Raw genomic sequence first — 26,629 nt, 5'->3', positions numbered from 1 at the left:
GAATTTGAAGCCAATTTTTTTAAAATGACTTAAAAACGCTTTAAAATAAGTTATATTTATTTTTTAAAACTAAAATAAGGTTAAAAATGTTTGATTTTTGTTCTTAAATAAATAATTTTTATATTTTTGTTTCAGAAAAAATAAAATTATCATGGCAAATACTCAAGAAATACTTTCGTCAAAATCAGAAGTTTTGATTGAAAAAGAGAATAAATACGGAGCACATAACTATCATCCGCTTCCTGTAGTGTTAGAAAAAGGAGAAGGTGTTTATGTATGGGATGTTGACGGGAAAAGATATTATGACTTCTTATCTGCTTATTCTGCTGTAAATCAAGGACACTGCCATCCAAAAATTGTGAAAGCAATGATAGATCAGGCACAGACCTTAACGCTTACATCTCGTGCTTTTTACAATGATAAACTAGGAAACTACGAAGAATACGTTACAAAATATTTCGGTTTTGATAAAGTACTGCCAATGAATACAGGTGCAGAAGCTGTTGAAACTGCACTAAAAGTATCCAGAAAATGGGCTTATGAAGTAAAAGGAATTCCTGAAAATCAGGCGCAGATTATTGTATGCGAGAATAATTTTCACGGAAGAACAACGACAATCATTTCATTTTCTAACGACGAAACAGCCCGTAAAAACTTTGGTCCGTTTACAGATGGATTTATAAAAATTGAATACGATAATCTTGAAGCCCTTGAAAAAGCTTTAGAATCATCAAAAAATATTGCCGGATTTTTAGTTGAACCTATTCAGGGAGAAGCCGGAGTTTATGTGCCAAGTGAAGGATATTTAGCAAAAGCAAAAGCATTATGCGAAAAGCACAATGTTTTGTTTATTGCAGATGAGGTTCAAACCGGAATTGCACGTACCGGAAAATTATTAGCTGTTCACCACGAAAATGTACAGCCGGATATCCTGATTTTAGGAAAAGCAATTTCTGGCGGCGTTTATCCGGTTTCGGCAGTTTTATGTAATAATGAAATCATGAATGTTATCAAGCCGGGTCAGCATGGATCTACTTTTGGAGGAAATCCAGTTGCGGCAGCGGTTGCGATTGCAGCTCTTGAAGTGGTAAAAGACGAAAAATTAGCCGAAAATGCAGAACGTTTAGGAATAATTCTAAGAGAAGGGTTAAACAAGATTGCCGAAAAGAATGACTTAATTACGCTGGTTCGCGGTAAAGGACTTTTGAATGCAATTGTAATTAACAGCGGCGAAGATTCTGATTTGGCTTGGGAGATCTGCTTGAAATTTAGAGATAACGGATTACTGGCAAAACCAACACACGGAAACAAAATTAGATTTGCACCGCCATTGGTAATGACAGAAGAACAAATTAAGGAATGTCTTGAAATTATCGAGAAATCTTTAAACGAGTTTAAAAACTAAATTCAGTTGCAATTATAAAAGGTACAGCTGCGAAAATCTTTCGCAGCTGTTTTGTTTTTTGGCAAATTGGAATTATATAATGAAGTGTATTAATTATATAAATTTTAAATCAGGAACGTGAGTAGTTTTGAATGTCTTTAAAAAAGACCTGAAAATTTGTTTAACCTTATAAAAATTATTTCAGATGGCTTACGCAAATAATGATTTAACACGCTTTTTAGACGCACAGAACAAACTTTATCTTACGGCTTACTCCGAATTACAAAAAGGGAAAAAAGAAACGCACTGGATGTGGTTTATTTTTCCGCAGATAAAAGGTTTAGGAAAAAGTACGATTGCTAAATATTATGCTCTTGCAGATTTAAAAGAGGCAGAAGATTTTCTAAATCATCCTATTTTAGCCAAACATCTAATTGAAATTTGCAAGGTTTTATTAGAATATAAAACAAAATCTATTGAAGCAATTTTGGGTGAATTAAATGCACGAAAACTTCGTTCCTCAATGACGCTTTTTTCTCAGACAGAAAATGCAGATCCTATTTTTCAGGAAATATTAGATGTGTTTTTCTTAGGGTTTTCAGACCCGCTTACTTTAGCAGGTATTGCAGAACCAGAAATTGCCATGGCATCTTAATTTTTTACAATTAAGAGTGCTCCGAAGTACAAAGCCCCAGCGGGGCGGTATATTTTGCAACCGATAGATATTTCGCAATTTATTTCTATAAATATTCAGCTTCTCCGAAGCCATATTCATGGATAATAAATGCTTTCTATAAATATTCAGCTTCTCCGAAGCCATATTCATGGATAATAAATGCTTTCTATAAATATTCAGCTTCTTCGAAAGCCATATTTAAAAATGACTGTTATTTTACTTTCTTACTATTTATATATTAAAAAAGCGATTGTCCTAAAACAATCGCTTTGGTTTATAATTACTTAAAATATCAAAAAAAGTAATTATTTCGAGAGAACAAAATCTCCTTATTTTTAGAATCTCACTTTTTTAAGTTCCCAAATGGTTTTAATAAAAGTATCGACATCTTCGGTTGTATTATAAAATGCTAATGACGGACGAACAGTCGTTTCAACACCCATTCTTCTTAAAATAGGCTGTGCACAATGATGTCCTGTTCGCACCGCAACACCTTCTTTGTTTAAAGCCTGACCCACCTGATCGTTTGAATAACCTTGTAAATTAAAAGACAATACACTGGCTTTGTCTTTGGCAGTTCCAATCAATCGTACACCCGGAATTTCTTTCAATAATCTTGTGGCATATTCTAACAAATAATGCTCGTATTGACCAATGGCTTCGATTCCTAATTTGGTGACATAATCTATTGCCGCGCCAAGACCAATGGCATCGGCAATATTTCCGGTTCCGGCTTCAAAACGATTGGGTGCTTTGTGGTATTTTATTTCCTCAAAAGTCACATCCTGAATCATGTTGCCGCCAGATTGATACGGCTGCATTTCGTTTAGTAAGTCTTCTTTTCCGTACAAAGCTCCAATTCCCGTTGGACCAAATAATTTATGTCCTGAAAAAACCAGCCAGTCTGGATTTAAATGCTGAACATCGACTTTCATATGCGAAACCGATTGTGCACCGTCAATTAAAACTTTTGCTCCGGCAGCGTGTGCCATTTCAACTATTTTTTTTGCAGGTGTTACTGTTCCTAAAGCATTTGAAACTTGAGTAAAAGCAACCAAACGTGTTTTTGAGGTGAGCAGTTTTGCATATTCATCAAGCAGAATCTGACCATCGTCATCAACAGGAATTACTCTTAGTTTTAAGCCTTTTTTATCAGCAAGACGTTTCCACGGAACAATATTCGCATGATGCTCAAGATTACTCACAATAATTTCATCGCCTGAATTTAAATTCTGTTCGCCCCAGGTCGAAGCCACCAGATTTATTCCTTCTGTTGCGCCTCTCACAAAAACAATTTCATTTACAGAACCGGCATTTAAAAAAGCTTTCACTTTTTCACGCGCCGCTTCATACGCATCAGAGGCACGCGCCGCCAGTTCATGCGCTGCACGATGGATATTTGAATTTTCGTGTTCGTAGAAATACGCAATTCTGTCAATAACTGATTGTGGTTTCTGCGTTGTTGCCGCATTATCAAACCAAACTAAAGGCTTTCCGTTTACTGTTTCTCTCAAAATCGGGAAATCCTTTTTTACTAGTGAAGCATCAAAATAATGTCCTTTAAAAAGCTGGATCTCTTTATGATCGAAAGAATTTCCAACTATAAGATCTGTACTTCTTTTATCAAATGCAAAAGGATTCTGATCTAAAAAATAATACGAATTTGCTGTTTCATTTCCGTTTAAAGGAAATTCTTCACGTTTTTTAAACTGAGTATCAACAGATGCCAAAGCCGCCTGCAATTCGATCTCAAAAGAAGAATTTTCAGCTTGAAAAGGCAGATATTGATGGTTCAGTGAAAAAACCGAGAAAAGACTTTCTTCATTCAATTGAGGGGAATTCCCGTTTTTTAAATTTGAATCATAAAACCCATTATGTGGATTGTTCATATTTAAATCATGGTTTTCCTCAACTCCTGAAGATGAATTTCTATTTTGCGGATTAAATCCTGCCCCGGCATTTGGGTATAAAGCTGAAGCTCCAGTATTGCCGTAATTTGATACAGAAGGAGAAGCTCCAAAACCGCTGAATGCAGGCGGCGCCGGCGGTACACTCGACGGACTCACCGCAGGAATATGACCAAACTGATCACTGTTTCCGGCATGTAAAATCGTTTCTGCAATTTTTACCGCACGGGGATGTTCGGCTTTATCCGGACTTAATGAAATTTCTTTTGGAAACTCATTCGGTAAAGCTTTAAACAACTCGTTTGCTAAATTTTGCAGATCGTCGATGTTTGGTAAACCGTTGTTGTTAATATTTGTACTCATGATACTTTCCTATTTCTACATCTTCTAAAACAGCAATAGCATCATCAACTAAAATAGCCAAAGAACAATACAGCGATACTAAATACGAAGCAATGGCTTTTTCATTAATTCCCATAAAACGAACCGATAATCCAGGAGATTGTTCGCCTTGTAATCCCGGCTGGATTAATCCGATAACGCCCTGACGGCTTTCGCCTGTTCTTAAAAGAATGATTTTTGATTTTCCTTTTACGATTGGCAATTTATCTGATGGAATAAGCGGAATTCCTCTCCAGGTTAAAAACTGGGATCCAAATAATGAAGTTGTTGGAGGCGGAACACCACGACGTGTACATTCGCGTCCAAAAGCAGCAATTGCAAGCGGATGCAGTAAAAAGAATCCAGGTTCTTTCCAGACTTTTGTCAGCAATTCATCTAAATCATCCGGAGTTGGTGCTCCTGTTCTGGTTTTTATAATTTGAGACGGCGCAACGTTGCTCAATAATCCGTAATCTTTGTTGTTGATTAATTCGCTTTCCTGACGCTCTTTGATGGTTTCGATTGCCAGACGAAGCTGTTCAGAAATTTGGTTATACGGCTTGCTGTACAAATCAGAAACGCGGGTATGAACATCAACAATAGTTTGTACGGCTGCCAGATTGTATTCTCTTGGATTTTCGATATAATCTACGAAAGTGTTAGGTAAAACCCTTTCGTCACGGGCAGAACAATCGACTTCAATGTGGTTTGCGTTTTTAACTTTATTCAAACGAAATACTCCTGATTCTACAGGAACCCAATGCAAAAGATGCGTTAACCAGCGTGGTGTAATAGTACCAATTTGAGGAACGGTACGAGTTGCGATTGCTAATTGTCTTGCAGCAACATCGCCTAATGCGGTCTGTTGTTTTTGTAAATCTGCCATAGTTTTAAGGTTTTTTGGTTACTTTTTATTTTTTTGAACAATTCTAAGATTTAACTCTTAAAATTACGGGTTTTATTTTTATGTAATGTTTTGGTATTTAGTTTTTTATGAGAAAAAATCGAATAATTCTTCTACAGAAAGATAACGTTCTCCGGTATCATAATTAAAAGTCAGTATTACGGCATCTTCCGGAATATTTTTTATTTTTTTAGAAACCGCTGCTAATGCTGCTCCAGTAGAAATTCCTCCAAAAATGCCTTCCTCTTTTGCTATTTTTTTAGCAAATGAAAAAGCATCATTTTTTTCGATCGTTACAATCTCATCTACATATTCACAGTTAAAAACTTCAGGAATAAATCCGGCGCCAATTCCCTGTAATGGGTGAGGAGCAGGAATACCGCCGCTTAAAACCGGAGAAAGGGCAGGCTCTACTGCAATTGTTTTAAGATTTGGAAAATGCTGTTTCAAAATTTTAGAAACTCCAGTAATGTGCCCGCCTGTACCAACTCCCGTAATCAAATAATCAATACCGTCTGGAAAATCGGCAAGGATTTCCTGTGCCGTTGTTCTTTCGTGAACTTCAACATTGGCTCTATTGGTAAATTGAGAAGGGAGGAAAGAGTTTTTAATAGTCGATGCCAGTTCATTTGCTTTTTCAACCGCTCCAGAAGTTCCTTTTTCCCTCGGTGTCAAAACATATTCGGCACCATAAGCTTCGATAATTTTTCGGCGTTCAACACTCATCGATTCCGGCATTACAATAATTACTTTATACCCTTTTACGGCTGCCACTAACGAAAGCCCAATTCCGGTATTTCCGGATGTTGGCTCAATAATAATAGAATCCGGATTTAAAAGTCCTTTTTTCTCTGCATCTTCAATCATAGCCAGAGCAATCCTGTCTTTGATACTCGATCCCGGATTTGATTTTTCTAACTTAATCCATACCTCATGGGTTTTAAAAAGCTTGTTGAGCTTAATGTGCGGCGTATTGCCAATGGTTTCTAAAATGTTTTGATATTTCATGTGTTTGATATTTTTAAACTTCAATTATTGAGTAATTTAAACACATAGAAACATAGAATTTCGACACTTTAAAAAAGACGTTTCACTTGCATTAACTTATCCCGATAGCTATCGTGACTATGTGTGACGACCTGTCATCTTTTTAATCTTTATCTCAAGAAAAAAGATCTATGTTTCTATGTGTTTAAATTAATAATTTTATTTTTTCAGTGCCGCACCGCCTGGCATTGTTTCTGGTTTTAGTTTGAATTTGCTGTATTCTACAACTCCCGTTTTGTCTGCCCATTCAAAATACGAAGCCGAAAGTTTGTTTACGATTGCCGGATTCTGTTGGGCTACATTTGTAGTTTCTCCTCGGTCTTTTTCAAGATCATACAATTCCCATTCATAAGAAGGATAAATCGAAACTAACTTCCATTTTCCATCGCGAACGGCTCTGTTTCCGGCTCTTTCCCAAAATAATGGTGCGCCTCTGTCGACCTGTGAAACATTATTAAATAAAACAGGTAACAAACTTTTTCCAGCCAGGGCGTTTGTCGTCACACCATTATATTCTTTTGGGTATTCAATTCCGGCTAGTTCATAAAAAGTAGGAGCGAGGTCAATAATGTGTCCGGTTCCTTTATCAATTCTGCCCGCTTTGATTTTTGACGGATACCAGGCAATAAACGGCGAACTAAAACCGCCTTCATGCATATTGTTTTTATATTGCTGTAACGGAGTATTAGATAAGTAAGCCCAGTTTTGTTCCTGATAATCAAATGAACCCGAAGTTCCAACTGGTCCATCATTTCGAACCAAACCTCTTCCCAGCGGATTATATGTATTGAATCCTCCCTGAGCGCCGTTGTCTGATATGAAAATAATCAGCGTATTTTTGTCTTTTTTCAAAGCTTTTAGTTTGTCAAGAACTTTACCCACATTTTGATCCATATTGTCGACCATTGCGGCATAAACTTCCATTTTAGCTTTCCAAAATTGCTTTTCGTCATACGTTAGTTTATTCCATTCCGGAACTTCAGGATCTCTTGGCGATATAGTTTGGTCTGCCGGTAAAATGCCGTTTGCTTTTAGTTTCTGAATTCTTTTTTCTCTTAAAACATCCCAGCCTTCGTCAAATTTTCCTCTGTATTTGGCAATATCAATAGGTTTTGCCTGTAGCGGCCAGTGAGGTGCGGTAAAGGCTAAGTATAAAAAGAAAGGTTTATTTTCTTTGTTTTGCTCATCTAAAAAAGTCACTGCATTATTTCCAATTTCATCTGTAAAATAATATGAATCATCTTTTGGATGCAGTTCTTCGTTATTGCGGATTAATTTTACCGGATAAGGTGTTTTTCCAAATGGAAGCGGTTTGGTGTCAAAATAGTTTGAGGCGCCTTTTAAGATTCCGTAAAATTTGTCAAATCCTCTTTGATTCGGCCATTGCGCCTGATCTTCAGAACCCACGTGCCATTTTCCAGATAAAAGTGTGCTGTAACCGCCAGAACGGAAAACTTCTCCAAGCGTTAAAGATTCTTTGTTTAAGTAGCCCTGATAAGCCGGTAGACCTAAATTTACATCAAAAAATCCAACTCCGGCTTTATGCTGATATTGTCCGGTTAGGAGAGAAGCCCTTGTTGGGGCACAAATCGAATTGTTATAAAATTCGCGTAATCGTAAACCTTCTGAAGCCAGTTTATCAAGATTTGGTGTTTTAATTTCTGAACCATAATTTCCTAAATCTGAATATCCCATATCATCAACCAAAATCAGAATAATATTGGGTTTCGTTTCGGTTTGAGCATTTGACTCCTGAGAAGTGAAAGCTCCGGTTAAAAGAATGGAAAACAGAAGTTTTGTAATTTTTGTATTCATTGTAATGTACTTTTTTGTGTGTTGGTTTTTGTTTTTGTAAGTGATAAATGTTCTTTAAAATCAGGTCATTTCTGTTGCCGCAGAAATGACCCTTTGTAATCAAAAAGAATGTTAGTTTGTCGTCTCCATTTTCATTTTTGATTTAGTATAACGTAATAACTTTTGAAGCACAGGCTTCAAATGATATTTCAATAGAATTTGGGATAAATGCAGTTCGTTTTGATGTGTCCCGATTTTAATTTTAAACCGATTGAAAGCGAACATAAATGGAAGAATTAACAACAGCTGCACATATAACAAGAAGCGTTATAAGTGTTTTTTTTACGAAGAATGTGAAACGTATTGTGTACTGCTGTTTTCAAAATGTAAGTTTTTAATTTTAAACTCTACTAATTCTATAGACAAAGTTATGTTTAATATTGTAAAAACCAAATTATTCTTTACTTTTTTTGAAAAAAAGATGTGATGTAATAGGGTATAGGTATGTTTTTAGGTTGTAATTTGTTGTTTTTTAATGTTTTAGTTGGCTGTAAGATACAAAGCATGTCATTGCGAGGAACGTAGCAATCTCATTTGTTTAATCAAGCTTTGCAGCTAATTGTTAATGTGACTGCTTCGTTCCTCGCAATGACTTAGCGTGCTTAGCGTAAAACTTAGCGCCCTTTGCGGTTCAACTATTACCCAAAAAGCAAAAACGCAACAATCAATGTAACAATCACATTGAATAACTGTGCAATTAAAAAAGCATATAATGGTATACGGCTGTTATTGCTCAATAAATCCTTAAAATTGGTTTCTAAACCTATGCTTGTAAAAGCCAGTGCAAACCAAATTCCCTGAAGGTTTTTTAAACTGTCTTTTACGTTGTTTCTGGTTTCTGGTGTAATTAGAAATGAAAAGAGCAGAGAAGCAGCGATAAATCCGATTACGAATTTTGGGAAACGCTCCCAGATTACTTTTAAAGTTGGTTTGGATTCGACAGCTTCCGATGTTGTATTATGCGAATACGTCCAATAAACCGAAATGGCAAAAGCAGCTAATCCGAGTAAAACGTTTTGAGAGAATTTTACAATTGTACTGATTTTTAAAGCCGTTTCGCCAACCAAAGTTCCCGAAGCCACAACAGCTCCAGATGTGTCGATACTGCCGCCAAGCCATGCTCCGGTTACTTCTTCGGGAAAATTGAAATATCTGGCAATAATAGGCATGAAAATCATCATGGGAATTGCGGTTACCAAAACAATTGAAATAACGTATGATAATTTTTTAGAATCGCCTTTTATTGCGCCCGATGTTGCAATTGCAGCAGAAACACCGCAGATAGAAACGGCACTCGAAATCATCATTGTGAGTTCATCGTCGACTTTTAATTTTCGGCAAAGCCAAAAGGCAAAACACCAGACAGATATAACAACAACCAATGCCTGTATTAAGCCTAATGATCCTGCCTTTAAAATATCTGAAAAAATAACACTGGTTCCCAATAAAACCAGTCCAATTTTTACAAAAACTTCTGTAGAAAGTGCAGAGCGAAACCATTCCGGAAGTTTGAAAAAGTTGCCAATAGCCAAACCAATTATCAAACTAAAAATTACAGCTTCGAGATTAATCGATTTTATGGCTGCATTTCCAGCCAGAATAAGGGCAATTAATGTTAAGATATATACTACAGGAAAAGTAAATAGAAAATATCTTACAGGTCTTCCAATCAAAAAAGTACCCAGCGTACCAATGGAAATAAAATATATAAATTGAATAAAAAGAATTTCAAGGTTTTGAAGATCGAATACTTTTGCTTGTAAATCGGCAGGGTTTGACCAGTTAAAAACGGGAACTTCGGGAAGAAATATAAAAAGTGAAATCCCAATGATTATAAATCCCAGAATTACAACAGTCCAGTCTTCGTGGATATTAAATTTTTTAGATTGAGTTGACATATTTTTGATTTGATTATTCTAAGAATTATCGATTCTAAGATTTTATTTCAATTGCCTCGAGCTTCAGCTGGAGGTAACCAATTTGCAAACAGAAAAGGCTTTAGCCGAATAAAAAGTTTAGCTAAAGCCTTCTTTACTTTTAATTTTTAAAACCTCCAGCTAAAGCTGGAGGTAATTTATTTTTGATATGAAAAACCTGTCGGGTTTGTTATGTTTAATTACAAATCAACAAAGTATTTTTGTTTACCAAAATCGAATTCGTAATAAGTTAGATTTGGCCATAAAGGTTTAATTAATCCTTTTTCCCAGTTTTGTAAAGCAGTTTGTAATTCTTTTACTTTTTCAGGATTTTTTGAAGCCAGATCCGTAGTTTCAGATTTGTCTTTGGCTAAATTGTATAACCAGGTTTCATGGGTTTTACCGCTGATGATTAATTTCCAGTCACCGCTTCTAATAGCTTTTGCATCGCCGGAACGCCAGTATAAATTTTGATGTGCTTGTTTATTGTTATTGACCACATCTACTAAATCGACTCCGTCGTAAACTCGGTCTTTTGGCAAACCTGAATGTGTAACGGCTGCAATAGTGCTGAAAATATCCAGTGAACTTACAGGTGTTTTATAAATAGTATGCGGTTTGATTTTTCCTTTCCACGAAAGTGCAAACGGAACATTTACACCGCCTTCAAAATGAGAAAATTTGCCTCCTTTTAATGGTGCGTTTGTTGTCGCATAAGTATAATCGGCACCGCCGTTGTCGCTGGCGAAGAAAATTAAGGTGTTTTCTTCCAGACCTTCTTTTTTAACTTTGGCTCTTATTAGTCCAATAGCGTCATCAAGTGCGCTGATCATGGCAAAATAAACCCGTTTGTTTTCGTCTTTTACATTCGGGAAACGATCGTAATATTTTTTGCGAACCTGAAACGGCGTGTGCGGCGCATTAAACGGAACGTAAAGCAAAAACGGTTTGTTTTTGTTTTTATCGATAAAAGCTTCGGCTTCTTCTGCAAATTTTTCAGTCAGGTATTTCTTTTCGTCAATAATGGTGCTGTCTCGGCGGATTTGTCCAGTTCCTACACGGCCATTGCCCCAAATTGTTTTATCGGTAAAATCGGTATGGTGATGGTTGATAATATCAGGATTATTATCTTCCGGCGCAAAAAGTGAAAATGCCTGATAAAAGCCGTAATGATAATCGAAGCCTCGGTCTAAAGGAAAAAATCCTTTGGTATGTCCCAAATGCCATTTTCCGATAATGGCGGTACTATAACCTTGTTTTTTGGCTAAATCAGCAAAAGTAATTTCAGATTTTGGAAGTCCCTGAGTAGCGATTGAGGCATCGTTTGGATATTCAATTTTTGGATTTAAACGCCAGCTGTTTGTATTGAGAAGATACTTAAAAGCATAATATTCTAAGTTGTTTTTAGGATATCGGTCTCCGGGCTGATATTCATGTCCGAAACGTTCCTGATAACGGCCGGTTAACAATCCTGCGCGTGAAGGCGAACAAATAGAAGACGAAACATAGCCGTCTGTAAAAGTTACGCCAGATGCAGCAAGTGAATCAATTTGTGGCGTTGGCGTTGATTTTCCCCCGTATAAAGAAATATCATATTTGCCTAAATCATCGGCAAGGAGAATGATAATGTTGGGCTTTTTTTCTGAAGCTGCAGAAGTATCTTTCTGGGAAAGAAATGCTGCTTTTCCTTCGGCTAATTTTTGGTCGGGTTGTATTAACGTTCCATCGGTATTAATGGGCCAGAATAAAAATGCTGCCAGAATAAGAAGCACTATTAAAATGGATATTACAATTTTGGTTATTTTTTTATAGACTGCCATTATGGTTAGTTTAGTTTTGAATTAAGTTTATTTAGAAGCCAAAGCCACATCAACATCTTTTTTTAAATCGTTGAAGCCGTCTTTTTTGAAAACAATTTTGCCATTTTGATATAATATCAGAGTTGGAAAAACTTTAATCGTTTTTAAGTCGGCAATTACCTGCGGACTGGTTTCGAGATCAATTTCTACGATTTTTAAATTCTCGCCGTATTGTGTTTTGATCGTTTCTAAAACGGGCTTTACTTTTGTGCATGCGCTGCAGTATTTCGATCCAATGTCGACCAAAACAGTTTTGTTGTCAGCAACGATTTTAGTGTATTCCGTAAGAGTTAATTTGCTTTTGGAACTGGCATAAAAGGGTTTTCCGTTTCCAATCCAGTTGGCAATACCGCCTTCCAGACTATAAGCTTCTTTAAAACCGTTTTTTAATAATTCATCGGCGAGCCAAACGCTTCTTCCTGCTCCAATGGAGTAGGTGAAAACAGGTTTTGATTTGTCTAGTTTTGCAACTTGTTCGGCATAATTTTTTGATTCTAAATTGAAGTTTACTGCGCCGTTAATATGGTTTAAAGCAAATTCTTCGGGACCTCGTGCATCAATTATCTGAGGCTTTTTTTCTGCCTGAATTTTGCTGTAGAAAATATCAAGCGAAACGGTATTGGAGCTTTTATTCTGCGAAAATGCTGTGATTGCAAAAAGCAGAATCAAGGCTGTAATGCTGTTTTTGATTTTATTATTTTTCATAATGAAAAGGTTTTGATAAAAGCGGGCAGCGTATTCAAGGTTAATTTTGAATACACTGCCGTACTTTATGTTTACTTAATTTTTTGAAGATTATGCCTGCTCTAAAACCGGCGTTTGTTCAACTGGCTGCTCAACAGCATTTTCGACTGGTTTGGCTTTTAACGGAAATGACAATACGCCTTCGGCAAGAGAACTTCCTTCTTTTTTAGATTTGAATATCGGCCATAAAAATTGTGCGTACCATTCTTCTTGTTTGTATGATTTTGTTCCGTAAGATTCCGGGAATTTACGAGTGATTAATCCGGTTCCGAAAATCATGTCCCAAATGAAAAACATGTTTCCAAAATTTCCTTTAAAATGACCAACACCGTCTCCGCTTGTATCGGCGTGATGTGCGTGGTGTGTTGCCGGAGTAGAAATCAATCTTTCTAAAACCCATGCAATTGGATGTAAAACTTTGTATTTGTAAAATGGTTTGTCCCAGGCAATACTAGAATGCGCTCCTAATGTGATGAAACTTTTAATTACCAAAACAAATAAAGCCGGTAATCCTAAACCTAAATAGGTTAAGGTTGCAGTTAAATAAATCTGCGAAAAGAAAATTGTATAAATAAAGTTTTGTCTGGATGCCATTGCCATTCCCATGTACGGAGCTGAATGGTGCGTTCTGTGAAAACGCCATAAAAACGGAACCTGATGGTGTAATCTGTGGTACCAGTACTGCGTTAAATCATCGGCAATTGCGATTAAGAAGAAGCCTCCCCAAAACGGAACCCATGATAATGCATTTGCTGCATCTGGCAATAAATAAGGTAAGGCTGTTAAACTGAAAAAAGCAATTACAGGCGGTAAAAGCAATTTTGGAGCTAAGAAACAAACAATGTCTATTTTACGTTCTTCACCAGTCCATTCATCATCATATAAACCAGCCGCAAATTCTATAATTCCCAAAACTACCATGAAAACGGTTAATCCCCAGGTGCGGATATTTTCGAATGCCGGTTTTGCAAATTCTAAAAACGAAGGCAGTGTAATATGCGATTCGCTTACCGCTCCGCCCGTTAACTTAAAATAAAGGTAAATTGCCGCTACCGGCAGTGAATAAATAAAAAAACTGATCGTTAAATCTCTTGTTAATTTTTCTTTTTGAACTATTGCCATGATTTCTTATTTTAAAAATTGATTAATTAATACTAAACCCCCGGCTAAAATTACCAGTGGAACCAGAAATAAAATTGCTCCTACTACAATCTTCTTTCCTATAATTTCGTAGTCTACTCGTTTCATGATTTTATAAATTTTATTTTGTTTTTATTGAAAATCAGTTGTTTGTAATTATAAATGTAAATAAAATATTGTATTTCTATAGAATTAGTAGTGTTTATAATGTGTCTTTTACCAATTTTGCAATTTATTTTATAATTCTGTTTAAAGTCAGAAATTTTTAACCCGCAGAACTTTTAATTCTGCAGGTTAAGAATACATTAATTACTGCTTCCTGTATCAGCTGGTTTGGTTACTTGTTTTACCAAATCCTGTAATGTTTTACCTTTGTCAGCAGCAGTATTGTGAATTCTTCTGTTGTACACGTCCTGCCAGTCAATTAACGGATAAACATTGTTTTCTTTTGCCTGTTCGTCAAATAATTTTTGAAGTTCAGCCAGTTTTTCCGGATACTTTTTAGCCAGATTGTTACGTTCGTTAAAATCTTCGTTCAGGTTGTATAATTCCCAAACATCAGTATCAAAATTACTTGCAGCAGGTTTTTCATTTTTCCCTAATGATTGTTTTACGGCAAATGAATCTGGTAAATGTGCAGCTGCCGCTTTCCATCCGTCTTTATAAATAGCTCTGTTGCCAAAGATATAGTAGTACTGAACTTTGTGTAAAGATTCTGCTTTTGGATTATCCAATGAAGCTTTGAATGTTGAGCCCTGAATAATATCTTGTTTAATATTTCGGATATATTCCGGAGCAGTAATTCCTGCAATATCTAAAGTCGTTGGCAGTAAATCGGTTACGTGGCTGTATTGATTTCTGATACCGCCTTTGTCTTTAATTCCGTTTGGATAAAATACAATCAGCGGATTGCGTGTTCCTCCTTCAGAATGTGCATCTTGTTTCCAGTTTTTGAAAGGAACGTTTGTAGCCTGTGCCCATCCTAAAGGATAGTTGGTATTAAGACCTTTTGCAGTTCCAATTTCGCCAATGTTGTTTAAGTTGCTTTGAAGATTTTCTTCATCTGATTTTCCTTGTGAAAATAAACTCTGGTTGATCGTTCCCTGCAAAGTTCCTTCTTTACTGGCTCCATTATCTCCAATTGCCACAAAAATCAGAGTATTATCAAGCTGATTGGTTTCTTTTAAATAATTAACCACTCTTCCAATTTCATAATCAGTATAAGTCAGGAATCCGGCGTAAACTTCCATGAATCTTGCATATACTTTCTTTTGGTCAGGAGTTAATTTTTTCCATTCTGTAATAAGCGGATTGCGTTCTGGCAATACAGCATTAGCCGGAACAGTTCCTAATTTCTTTTGATTCGCTAAAACTTTTTCGCGGTACACATCATAACCTTCGTCAAATTTACCTTTGTATGCGTCGCTCCATTTTTCAGCTACCTGATGAGGTGCGTGAACAGCTCCCGGTGCATAGTATAAAAAGAAAGGTTTTCCCGGCGCCGCTTTCTGCTGTGTTTTAATATAGCTGATGGCTTTGTCTGTAATCAATTCATTTAAATGACGTCCGTCAGGTTTAATATGAGTCTGATCTTCCACTAAATCAGGATTGTATTGGTCTGTCTGCGAACCCAGGAATCCGTAAAAATGATCGAAACCTTTTCCAGTCGGCCATCTGTCAAATGGTCCTGCGTCTGTAGCTTCTTCATCAGGAGTTACACCATATTTACCAACGGCAAAAGTGTTATAGCCATTGTCGCGTAAAATTTCGGCAATTGTTCCTTTATCAGAAGGAATTCTTCCGTCCCAGCCGGGAAAACCTGCTGATAAAACAGTGTGAGAAAAACCGCTTACGTGAACTCTTCCAGAATTTCTTCCGGTTAATAATGCAGCACGTGTTGGCGCGCAAATAGCTGTAGTGTGAAAGTTTGTATAACGTAAACCGTTATTCGCCAGATTATCAAAAGTAGGCGTATTGATTAAACCTCCAAAAGCGCTTGAAGCTCCAAATCCAACATCATCCAATAATATCCAGACAATGTTTGGAGCGCCTTTTGGCGCTTTTACCGGATCTGGCCAGTATTCTTTAGAATCAGCCAGTGTTTTGCCAATTGTACCTTTAAATTCTTCTTTTTCTTGTGCAATTCCTAGTTGTGCAACCAGAATTGCAGTAATTAAAAGCCCTTTTTTAGAGCTTTTAATTACAGCGTTATTCATAATTTTTTTCATCTTTAATAGTTTTTTGGTTTATGGTTCAAGTTTAATATCCAGGGTTTTGCGGTAAACCTGCCGGATCAATATTTCTTTCACTTTGTGGAATAGGGTAAAGGTTGTTTCTTTCTGAAACCGAATTTTTAGCTGTTACTTTTTTCACTTCGGTAACCAGAGTTCCCCAACGGACTAAGTCAAACCAGCGCTGTCCTTCCTGAACGAATTCTTTTTTGCGTTCTTCCTGAATGGCAGCCCTAAAACCTGCCTGATCTAATCCTGCTAAATCTACTGTTGGGTCTGGTGTTGTAATGGCTTTTCCGTAAGCTCTTCTTCGCACCTGATTCAGAAGTTCAAAAGCTTCAGGAGTTGGTGTGCCTTGTTCGTTTATAGCTTCTGCCAAAGACAATAAAATGTCGGCATAACGAATAATAGGGAAATTGATTGCTACGTTTCCTGGTGTCGCCAAATTGGTTAAATCCAGATATTTTTTAAAAATTGGTTTAGGAAAAGTATACAATGTTCCGGTTGTTGGGTTCAACAGCTGTTTAGCATAACTTACATCTCTGCGGGTATCTCCGGGAGCATAAATGTCATAAAACAAAGCTACATCCGAAATAATATCTGCCGGTTCTGTTGCTGTAAAACCTGTAAAAGAAGTCGCCTGAAACGTACTGCCGCTTGATCCGTTTCCGGCCTGATTCGGCTCAAACTGAACAGAGAAAATATGTTCTTTTCCGTTCTTTTTTGTTTTAGTAAAAATGTCCTGAAAGTTTTCGAATAATGCATATCCGTAACCTCCATTAATTACTTCTCTCGATTTTAAAATTGCATTAGGCCAGTCTTTTCTTGTCAGATAAACTTTTGCTAAAATTGCTTTTGCCGCACCAGATGTTGCGCGTCCTGCATCTGCAGCAGTATATGTGGCAGGCAGTGCTTCTGCGGCTGTTAAGTCAGAAATAATTTGGGCATACACTTCGTCTACAGTTCTTCTTTTTGTTTTTAAACTTTCAAGCTCGATAGTAGTAGGCTCATGCAGAACAATTGGCACGCCTCCCCAAATACGAACAGCCTGAAAATAAAGAAGACCTCTAATAAATTTGGCTTCGTTGATTAATCTTGTCTTAACGACTTCAGATCCTGATACTTTTGGGATATTATCAATAGAAACATTGGCTCTGTTGATTCCTGCATAAATTTGTCTCCACGCTACCTGAACACGGTCGTTAGTGGCATCATGAGTTAAACTGCTCATTGCTCTAACCTGCGGGTTTGTTGCCGAAACTCCGGCAGCAGCATAATCAGAACCCATATCAGTTAAAAAATATAGGTTTCTTCCAAATAAACTCTGCTCACCCGGATCAAGGCTTAATGAAGCATATACGGCAGTTACACTTGCAACGGCATCGTCTTGGGTTACGAAGTATTGATCTTCGGTAACAAATGAGGTTGGTGTTACCTCAAGGTCCGTGCACGATACTAATAAACCGGCACTAAAAAGGAATGTTATAATACTCTTTTTCATTTTATATTTTTTTACTTAGAAAGTTACGTTCAGGCCCGAGATGAATGTTTTTGCGTTTGGATAAGAACCAAAATCAATTCCCGGATATAAGTTGTTTTGTTCGTATGAACTTACCTCAGGATCATAGCCTGTATATTTTGTCCAGGTCACTAAATTTTCTGCCGATACATAGAATTTAACACTTTTCGCTCCCAGTTTTTTAGAGGCGCTTTTTGGTAAAGTGTACCCTAGTGTGATTAATTTTAAGCGTAAGAAAGAAGCATCTTCTACATAACGCTCAGAAACAATTCCAAGCGGTGAACTTGTCGCTCTCGGAATTTCGTTGCTTGGGTTTGTCGGCGTCCAGCGGTCTTCAAGAGTCACATTAGCATTAGTTCCAAGAGTTGAAATTTCTAACTGTTGATTTAAAGCATTGAAGATTTTGCCGCCGTAAGATCCCTGAAAAGAGAAATTCAAATCAAAATCATTATACGAAATCGTGTTACTGAAACTGCCCACAAATTTTGGCTGAGACGAACCTAAATCTCCTTTATCAAGAGCCGTAATTACACCGTCTCCATTTGTATCAACATATTTTCTGTCTCCAACTTTTGTATTGGCCAAACTGTTGATTTTTGGCTGCGTATTCACTTCTTCCTGCGTCTGGAAAATTCCGTTTGTTTTGTATCCCCAGAAAGTTCCCAACGGCAGACCTACTTTTACCGTTACAGGCTGCTGCTGTAATAATGAACCATTTGGTACAACAGGAAAGAACTGATCTACACCGTTACCAATAGAAGTAACTTTGTTTCTATTTGCAGAAAAAACAATGTTAGAATTCCATGAGAATTTTTCTGTTTTTAGGTTTTCTGTATTTAAACCAATCTCGATACCTTTATTTTCTACACCGCCAATATTTTGAAGTACAGTTGCATATCCAGAAGTTAAAGGCACAGGAACACTGATTAATAAATCATTTGTTTTTTTGTAATACACATCAAAAACAAAATTGATTTTTCGGTCTAATAATGATAAATCTAAACCAACGTTATACTGATCTGTTTTTTCCCATTTTAAATCCGGATTAGCCAGTCGGGTAGGAGCAAGTCCTGTGTATAAAGTGCCTCCAAAAGAATAATTTACAGATCCCATTTGAGCCAGGGCAAGGTAATTTCCAATTTCCTGGTTTCCTGTTGTTCCGGCTGTAATTCTAAGTTTAGCTTCGGTTACGCCTTTTATGTTATTAGCAAATTCTTCATCGGTAATATTCCAGGAGAAACCTGCAGATGGGAAATAACCCCAGCGGGATTCTGAACCAAATCTTGAAGAACCATCGGCACGTGCAGAAAGTGTAAAATTATATTTTCCTCTATATGAATAATTGACTCTTGCCAGCCATGATTTCAGTACACTTTCAAAAGCATCGCTGTATGGTTTTACAGCTACACCATCCTGCAGAGCATTATAAGTATTGGCATCGTTTACAAACGTATTGGATCCTGCTGTTACGACTTCACCTTTGGTATATTGTAATGTATAACCTCCTAAAGCAGAAAATTTATGATTTTCGCCAAAGTTGGTGTTGTAATTCAATGTGTTTTCATTTAATACAGAACTCACTAATCGATCTCCAATAGAAGCCAGACCTTTTGTTCCGGCACCATTTGAAGTATTTGACGGAGCATAATAATTTTGTTTTGTACTGATAACATCACCGCTTACCGCTACTTTTGCCGTCAGTTTTTTAGTGATTTTGTATTCGCCAAATAAGCTCGTTAAGATTCTGTTGATTTTGGTTTCGTTTATTGTGTTTTCTAAATCATTAATCGGATTTGGAACAAAACCATTTACAGATGTCGCATACGGATTGTTGGTTACGTTATAACTTCCGTCTGGATTTCTGATAGGAACAACCGGAGCAGTTAGTAAAACACTTACTAACGGGTTTGGATTTCTTCCGCCGCTGCTGTTTGTTCCCACGCCATTTGATACAGAATTGCTGTAGTTAGCATTTACGCCAAATTTGAAATTCTGAGAATAATTTTTTTCGTAATTGGCTCTAAGTGAAATTCTTTTAAAATCTGATGCTAAAACAATTCCTTCCTGATCAAAATATCCCGCAGAAATGGAGTATCTGGATCTTTCGTCACCGCCTGAAAATGACAATTGATGGTTTTGTACCGGAGTTGCTTTTCTAAACGCCGCCGACTGCCAGTCGTAGCTTCCGGAATTTTTAAAAGCTTCGATTTGAGCATCAGTAAACGAAGGTGCCTGACCAATGCTTGCCTGAACATCGTTTCTTAAACTTGCCCATTGACTGGCATTCATTATATGAAGTTTTTTAGAAATATTCTGCACTCCAAAATATCCCTGATACGAAATATTGTCCTGACCTTTTGTTCCTTTTTTGGTAGTAATAATTACCACACCATTTGCACCGCGGGAACCGTAAATTGCCGTTGCCGAAGCATCTTTTAAAACTTCAATAGATTCAATGTCACCAGGATTTATTGTCGACATAACATTTAAACTCGCTCCGGCATTAGAAACTCCGGCAGAACTATTGTTGTTATCATTGTAAATTAAAATTCCGTCTACAACATATAAAGGTTCATTACCTGCTGTAATAGAGTTCCCGCCGCGAATACGCACGCTCGAAGATGCGCCCGGACGGCCTGAACTTTGTGTAACTACCACACCAGATACCGCACCGCGAAGTAAATTATCTGCCGATGAGGTTACTTGAGATAAGTTGGCTTTTGGCACTGAAGCTACCGAACCAGTAATATCTTTTCTTTTTTGAGTTCCGTAACCTACAACTACTAATTCATCTAACTCTTGTCTTTCTTCTTTTAGATGAATAATAACCGGATTTTTTTCAACTACAATTTCGAGTTTTTTATATCCAATATAACTAATGATTAAGGTGTAAGGAAATTTCTGACCCGTCTGAAAATAAAATTTTCCTTCAGTATCTGTCTGCACGCCGTGTGTTGTACCTTTAATATTTACTGATGCGCCTATAATAGGCTGATTTGTAATGTCATCGACTACAGTTCCGTCGAGTTTAGATTGAATAAGCGGTGTTGTATTTTGTGCCTGAAATTGCAGGGATGTTAACAAAATTGTAACCCATAAAATGAGGTTTATATTTTTTTTCATTTCTTTGTAATGGTTTAAATAATTAACAAGGCGCCCTGAGCGTTGAATTTTCAACCCTCTAACTGTTTCCTTGATTTAGTGATAAATGTTCTTTAAGCCCCGCCATTTCTGTTGCCGCAGAAATGGCTTTTCTTTTTATTTACAGCAGCAGCTTTGCATTGTTTTCATTTTAGTTTTTTTAGTTGGTTAATTTTTTTCTTTTTAAAACACAGATATATTCAAAATCTTTTGCTGCAGTTTAAGCATCAATTAGATATTTGTAATTCAGTAAAAATAATCAGGTGGTGAAATTGAGATTTCGTTTTTTAGATTTTGTATCAATCTTTATAAAACGAATGGATAGTGTTGGTAATTAACAACAGAAGCACATATAACAAAAAGTGTTATAAGTATATTTTTTAGGAAGAATATAATACGATATGCTTTCGGTTGTTTTCACAATATAGTTTTTTTGGTTTCAAATATTTATTCACAAACTCTACTAATCCTATAGACAAAGTTAATTTTAATATAATAAAAACCAAAAAAATGTTTGCTTTTTTTTGAAAAGGGGAGTGTTTTAAAAGAAAATTTTAAAAGTAATTTTTGCTTGAAGCTTTTATTTACAAGGGTTTGTAAGCTGTTTTACAGTTTTTTAAAATGTTAAAAAAAAATACAACTCGCTCCTTAAATTGTAGTATTTTTTACTTGTTTTTACTTGTTTAATACCGTTTTAAATATCCACAATGAAGCTCAAAAGAGAAATAAAAAGGTATTTTTAGACTTGAAATGTAATTTATGATAAAAACTAGATTCATTTTGAAAGTTGATTTTGAATAAATTAGAGTAATTTTATACAGCATAAAATAAAATTTAATTTTTTTAACCATCCTACGAATAAATACTTATATTTGCGATAAGTATTTATACTTAGTTTTTTTCACTCGAATAAAATGATAGAAGTTAGTAAAGCCATAGAATTAGTTGAAGCGAATAGCACTAAAATGTCCACAAAGCAGATTTCAATACATAAAGCTTTAGGATATGTTCTGGCAGAGAAAGTAATTTCGTCAATTAATATGCCTCCATTTCGCCAGTCGGCTATGGATGGATACGCTTTTACCCATAGTATTCGACACCAATATGATATAATTGGAACATCTCAGGCAGGAGATCACAATAATATAAAAATAAAAAATACAGAAGCAATCCGAATTTTTACCGGTGCTTTTGTTCCGGATGATGCAGATACAGTTGTAATGCAGGAAAACGTAATGGCAAACAAAAATTCAATTTTGATTGCTGCAATGCCGGAAAAATTTTCAAACGTTCGCCCAAAAGGAGAACAAATTGCAAAAAATGATGTTGTTTTTGAAGCAGGGACACTGCTTACTCCCGCTGCAATAGGTTTTTTGGCTGGATTAGGAATTACAGAAGTTGAGGTTTATAAAAAACCTAAAGTCGCCATTTTGGTAACAGGAAACGAATTAGTACAACCGGGAAAGAAACTAAAAAAAGGAAAGATTTTCGAAAGTAATTCAATTATGCTCGAAGCTGCACTTCAGACTATCGGAATTCAAAAAACAAAAGTTTATCACGTAAAGGATAATCTAAAAGCGACAAGAAAAGCCTTAAAAAGCATTTTAAAAAAATACGATATTGTTCTTATTTCCGGCGGTATTTCTGTTGGAGATTATGATTTTGTAAAAGAAGCTTTATTACAAAACGAAGTAAAAGAACTTTTTTATAAAATCAATCAAAAACCGGGAAAACCAATGTTCTTTGGTGCAAAAGATGAAACTTTGGTTTTTGCCCTTCCGGGAAATCCGGCTTCATCGCTGACTAATTTTTACATTTATGTACTGCCGGCTATAAAAAACAGAATAGGATTTTCTGAAATTCATAAAACAAAATTAGTTCGAAAGTTAAATTCAGATATTAAAAATGATACTGGGAAAACATTATTTCTAAAAGCAAAATACGACGAAACTAATGTAACTGTCTTAGGCAGTCAAAGCTCAGCTATGCTGAATACATTTGCAGCAGCCAATAGTTTATTAATAGTTCCTCAAAATATAGAAGAATACAAAAAAGGACAATTAGTGACTTTACTGCCAATTGATTAGATTTTAAGAAAATAGAGTCAGGAATAAAGAGAATAGATTTTTGAAAAAGATGATGCAAAACGGTATATAAATAAAAACATAAAGCAAGAAAAACGATTAAACAGTTAACCAAATAAACCATTAAACAAAAAAAATGAGTCTCCTAAGTTCCGAAAATATATTTTTATTCAGTTTTGCCTTAATCATAATTGCATTTTTATATTCAAGTGTTGGGCACGGCGGAGCTTCAGGATATTTGGCTTTGATGAGCATATTTGCATTTCCGGTTTCGATCATGAAACCATCGGCTCTATTATTGAATTTGTTTGTTTCGAGTATTTCGTTCATATTTTATTATCGTAAAAATTATTTCAAGCCCAAGCTCTTTTATCCGTTTGCGATAGCGTCAATTCCGGCGGCATTTATAGGAGGTTTTATAACACTGGATAATGCAATTTACAAAATCGTATTAGGAATTGTGTTAGTTTTTGCAGCACTAAGATTATTTGGCGTATTTAATTTTAAAGAAAAAGAAGAAGTAAAAATAAACCTGCCGTTTGCTTTATCCATAGGTTTTGCAATTGGATTATTATCAGGAATGCTGGGAATTGGCGGCGGTATTATTCTAAGTCCAATTTTATTATTTCTGGGATGGGCATCTGTCAAAGAATCGGCAGCGATTTCAAGTCTGTTCATTTTTGTGAATTCGACTGCAGGAATGCTGGGTTTCTTTTTGGGAGAAAAAACAATCCCAATAGAAAGTTTTTATCTTGTTCCAATTGCTGTTTTAGGAGGAATGCTTGGCGGATTTTACGGAAGCGGCTCTTTCTCTAACAGAACATTAAAAATGGTTTTAGGAACTGTGATTTTGATGGCAAGCATCAAATTGATTTTTCCTTGAAATATATAAATCTGAGTTTCTGTTGTAAAGTTTTTTTGCCACAGATTTCACAGATTAAAAAGGATTTTTATTGCAGCGAATTACACTAATTTTTATTCGAAAAGTCAAAAAAAATTAATGAAAATCTGCGTAATTGCTTTTCCTGTTCACTATCGCTTGGATCGTGGCAAAAAATAAGACAAAACATTTAAAAATAATCTGTTTAATCTGTGAAATCTGTGGCTGAATAAATAGAAAAAGCCTGAAACAAAAAATGATATGGAAACACTAACAACATTTATTCTTTGCGGAGGAAAAAGCTCCAGAATGCAGTCAGAAAAAGGATTGGTTTTGTTTCAGCACAAACCGTTTATTGAACATATAATTCAGGCAATTCTGCCTATTACAGAGCAGATAAAATTAATTACAGCATCAAAAGAATACGATTACCTGCCGTATGAAAAAATCCCGGATCTGGTTTTAGATAAAGGACCATTAGGCGGTATTTATACCGCATTATCCCATTCTGAAACCGAATTCAATCTGATTTTAAGCTGCGATATTCCGTTAATTTCAACCGAATTATTACAGGAATTAATATCAAAACATACCGAAGAAGCCGGTATTACTGTTTTTGCTTCAGAAAGTAAAACACATCCATTAATTGGAATTTATTCAAAAAAAATTCTTCCGATTATCAAAAGTGCAATTGAAGCTGATGAATTGAAAATGATGGATTTGTTGGCAAAAGTACCGCATCAGATTTTAAATATAGAAGAAAGCGAAAACTTTCATTTAACCAATATTAATTCAGCCGACGAATTAAACGATCTGAATATCAATTTAAGTTAAAGATTATGCAAAACTTAAAAACACCAAAATTGACAATTGTTGGCGCAGGTCCGGGCGACGTTGAGCTGATTACAATGAAAGCTATAAAAGCTTTAAAAAGTGCCGATGTAGTTTTGTATGACGCTTTAGTCAACGAAGAATTATTAGAATATGCATCAAATGCAGAAATTGTTTTTGTTGGAAAACGATTAGGATGCCATGCATACACACAAGATCAAATTAACGATTTGATTGTTTCGATGGCGAAAACTTACGGACATGTGGTGCGCTTAAAAGGCGGAGATCCGTTTGTTTTTGGAAGAGGAAGCGAAGAAATCGAGTTTGCAGAAGATTTCGGAATTGAAACTGCTATTGTTCCCGGGATTTCATCGGCTTTGGGAGTTCCTGCTTCGGTTGGAATTAGTTTAACACAGCGCAAAGTTGCCGAAAGTTTTTGGGTTATTACAGGAACAACATCCGATCATAAATTATCAAAAGATGTTCAGTTAGCTTCAAAATCGGCTGCAACGGTAGTTATTTTGATGGGCATGCACAAGTTGAACGAAATCATTTCGATTTATCAGGAAAACAGAAATGAAGATTTACCAATCGCCATCATTCAAAACGGAACCAAAAATTCAGAACAAAAAGTGATTGGAACGATCAATACAATCACTAAATTGGTTGCTGAAAAAAATATATCATCGCCAGCTATTATTGTGATTGGCGAAGTAGTGAGAAATACTTCGAGCTGGATTTCCTATTTTCAGGAACATTTTGAAGACGAATTCATTTTCCAGAATTTAAATTTATAAAAATGATCGAGATTAAATATTTTGGAGCTGTTGCCGAAAAAACAAAATGCGAATTCGAAAAATTATCTTTTTCCGAAGAATTGTCTCTGCAAAAATTATTGCAGAATTTAAACGAAAAATATGAGTTTGATTCACTTACTTTCAGCGTGGCAGTCAATCAAAAAATAATTTCAAAAAAAGCAGATTACACTTTACAGACAAGTGATATTGTTGCTTTATTACCGCCGTTTGCAGGAGGATAAAGAGTATGGAAACATCAAATCGATATAACCGACAAATGATTCTTCCTGAAATTGGGGAAGGTGGGCAGGACAAATTAGCAAAAGCTAAAGTTTTGGTTATTGGCGCCGGAGGTTTGGGCGCAGCAATTCTGCCGTATTTAGCTGCAGCTGGAGTAGGAGAAATTGGAATTGTTGATGATGATGTTATTGAGATTTCAAACCTACACCGTCAGGTAATTTACAAAAGTTCGGCAGTTGGAAAATCTAAAGCAAAAGAAGCCAAACAAATGATTTCTGAATTGAATCCGCTGGTAAAAGTAAAAGCCATTTCGGAGAAATTATCAGGAAAAAATGTTCTTAGTTTATTCGAAAAATATGATATTGTTGTCGATGCAACTGATAGTATTTCGATAAAATATCTCATAAACGATGCTTGCTTAGTAACGAATAAACCAATGGTTTACGGATCGATTTTTAGATTTCAGGGACAGGTTTCGGTTTTCAATTATGAAAACGGACCAACGTACAGATGTTTGTATCCAGATGAAAACTCGAATGCTTTAAATTGTGAAGATGCAGGCGTAATTGGAGTTTCAGTTGGAATTATTGGAATGTTCCAGGCCAATGAAGTTTTAAAAATGATTCTCGGAATTGGAGAAGTTTTGAGCGGTAAAATATTAGTCTATAATGTTTTGAATAACGAACAGCAAAAATATGATTTTGATAAAAGTGATTTTCAACCCATAAGCAGAGAAACATTCGAAGAAAAATACAATAAATGGGAAGTTGAAGAAGTAAGATTCGAATCTGTTTTAGATGAAATAAACCAAGATGAGGTGCTTTTTCTTGATGTTAGAAATATTGATGAATCGCCAAAAATTACTTTGCAAAATCAATTCCAGATTCCGTTAATGCATTTAGAAAAAGAAATCGAAAAATTGAATAAAAACCAAACGATTTATATTTTCTGCCAATCTGGAATAAGAAGTAAAATCGCAGTAGAATTGCTTCAAAAGCATCAATTTAAAAATGTAAAAAGTATTGCTGGAGGGGCTTTAGCAATGAAACAATTATTACAAGAAATAAAAATATAGCTACAGATTTTAAAATGTT

19 protein-coding genes are annotated in these 26,629 nt (G+C 35.8%); 8 read left to right on the top strand and 11 right to left on the bottom strand.

The features are described 5' to 3' along the window. The first annotated feature begins 151 nt into the window (after positions 1-151). Positions 152-1,405 (top strand): ornithine--oxo-acid transaminase, encoded by a 1,254-nt coding sequence (rocD, locus tag FJOH_RS24055; RefSeq protein WP_012026622.1) that lies wholly within the window; start codon positions 152-154, stop codon positions 1,403-1,405. A 184-nt stretch (positions 1,406-1,589) separates the two neighbouring features. Beyond that, positions 1,590-2,039: a DUF1810 domain-containing protein gene (locus tag FJOH_RS24050; protein ID WP_012026621.1), complete on the top strand. Its 450-nt coding sequence runs from the start codon at positions 1,590-1,592 to the stop codon at positions 2,037-2,039. A gap of 356 nt (positions 2,040-2,395) precedes the next feature. Here the strand turns inward: FJOH_RS24050 and FJOH_RS24045 are convergent, their stop codons facing one another. The 11 genes from FJOH_RS24045 to FJOH_RS23995 form a co-directional block, all read right to left on the bottom strand. Then, complete coding sequence (locus FJOH_RS24045; protein WP_012026620.1) at positions 2,396-4,330, bottom strand: family 2A encapsulin nanocompartment cargo protein cysteine desulfurase; 1,935 nt, start codon at positions 4,328-4,330, stop codon at positions 2,396-2,398. Continuing rightward, a complete protein-coding gene (locus tag FJOH_RS24040; protein WP_012026619.1) occupies positions 4,314-5,234 on the bottom strand; it encodes a family 2A encapsulin nanocompartment shell protein in 921 nt (306 codons plus the stop codon). The genes FJOH_RS24045 and FJOH_RS24040 overlap by 17 nt, the downstream gene beginning before the upstream one ends. A 105-nt stretch (positions 5,235-5,339) precedes the next feature. Then, entirely contained in the window at positions 5,340-6,260 is a 921-nt protein-coding gene (cysK, locus tag FJOH_RS24035; RefSeq protein WP_012026618.1) for a cysteine synthase A, read from the bottom strand. Positions 6,261-6,458: 198 nt separating this feature from the next. Next, complete coding sequence (locus FJOH_RS24030; RefSeq protein WP_012026617.1) at positions 6,459-8,114, bottom strand: arylsulfatase; 1,656 nt, start codon at positions 8,112-8,114, stop codon at positions 6,459-6,461. 677 nt (positions 8,115-8,791) lie between these two features. Continuing rightward, entirely contained in the window at positions 8,792-10,051 is a 1,260-nt protein-coding gene (locus tag FJOH_RS24025; RefSeq protein WP_012026616.1) for a YeiH family protein, read from the bottom strand. Positions 10,052-10,269: 218 nt separating this feature from the next. Then, a complete protein-coding gene (locus FJOH_RS24020; protein WP_012026615.1) occupies positions 10,270-11,889 on the bottom strand; it encodes a sulfatase-like hydrolase/transferase in 1,620 nt (539 codons plus the stop codon). A 27-nt stretch (positions 11,890-11,916) separates the two neighbouring features. After that, positions 11,917-12,633 carry a rhodanese-like domain-containing protein gene (locus tag FJOH_RS24015; protein ID WP_012026614.1) on the bottom strand — a complete coding sequence of 239 codons (717 nt, stop codon included), beginning with the start codon at positions 12,631-12,633 and terminating at the stop codon, positions 11,917-11,919. A 90-nt stretch (positions 12,634-12,723) separates the two neighbouring features. Continuing rightward, on the bottom strand, positions 12,724-13,794 hold the full coding sequence (locus FJOH_RS24010; RefSeq protein WP_012026613.1) for a sterol desaturase family protein: 1,071 nt from the start codon (positions 13,792-13,794) through the stop codon (positions 12,724-12,726). A gap of 323 nt (positions 13,795-14,117) precedes the next feature. Further along, positions 14,118-16,040 carry an arylsulfatase gene (locus FJOH_RS24005; RefSeq protein WP_012026612.1) on the bottom strand — a complete coding sequence of 641 codons (1,923 nt, stop codon included), beginning with the start codon at positions 16,038-16,040 and terminating at the stop codon, positions 14,118-14,120. Between the two features lie 31 nt (positions 16,041-16,071). Next, positions 16,072-17,544, bottom strand: a complete 1,473-nt coding sequence (locus FJOH_RS24000) for a RagB/SusD family nutrient uptake outer membrane protein (RefSeq protein WP_012026611.1) — start codon at positions 17,542-17,544, stop codon at positions 16,072-16,074. Positions 17,545-17,559: 15 nt separating this feature from the next. After that, complete coding sequence (locus FJOH_RS23995) at positions 17,560-20,685, bottom strand: SusC/RagA family TonB-linked outer membrane protein (protein WP_012026610.1); 3,126 nt, start codon at positions 20,683-20,685, stop codon at positions 17,560-17,562. Positions 20,686-21,617: 932 nt separating this feature from the next. Between FJOH_RS23995 and FJOH_RS23990 the strand changes: the two genes are divergently transcribed. From FJOH_RS23990 to moeB, 6 genes are all read left to right on the top strand, one after another. Next, on the top strand, positions 21,618-22,790 hold the full coding sequence (locus FJOH_RS23990; protein WP_012026609.1) for a molybdopterin molybdotransferase MoeA: 1,173 nt from the start codon (positions 21,618-21,620) through the stop codon (positions 22,788-22,790). A 133-nt stretch (positions 22,791-22,923) separates the two neighbouring features. Continuing rightward, entirely contained in the window at positions 22,924-23,670 is a 747-nt protein-coding gene (locus FJOH_RS23985) for a sulfite exporter TauE/SafE family protein (RefSeq protein ID WP_012026608.1), read from the top strand. Between the two features lie 258 nt (positions 23,671-23,928). Next, positions 23,929-24,501, top strand: coding sequence for a molybdenum cofactor guanylyltransferase (locus FJOH_RS23980; protein ID WP_012026607.1), 573 nt, complete (start codon positions 23,929-23,931; stop codon positions 24,499-24,501). A gap of 5 nt (positions 24,502-24,506) precedes the next feature. Continuing rightward, positions 24,507-25,295: a uroporphyrinogen-III C-methyltransferase gene (cobA, locus tag FJOH_RS23975; protein ID WP_012026606.1), complete on the top strand. Its 789-nt coding sequence runs from the start codon at positions 24,507-24,509 to the stop codon at positions 25,293-25,295. Between the two features lie 2 nt (positions 25,296-25,297). After that, entirely contained in the window at positions 25,298-25,537 is a 240-nt protein-coding gene (locus FJOH_RS23970; RefSeq protein WP_012026605.1) for a MoaD/ThiS family protein, read from the top strand. Between the two features lie 5 nt (positions 25,538-25,542). Then, entirely contained in the window at positions 25,543-26,610 is a 1,068-nt protein-coding gene (gene moeB, locus FJOH_RS23965) for a HesA/MoeB/ThiF family protein (protein WP_012026604.1), read from the top strand. Positions 26,611-26,629 lie beyond the last annotated feature (19 nt).

It is taken from the genome of Flavobacterium johnsoniae UW101 (assembly GCF_000016645.1).
GTDB classification, from domain to species: Bacteria; Bacteroidota; Bacteroidia; order Flavobacteriales; family Flavobacteriaceae; genus Flavobacterium; species Flavobacterium johnsoniae.
The sequence above is the reverse complement of the archived record's forward strand: the minus strand, read 5'-3'. Positions and strand labels throughout refer to the sequence as shown.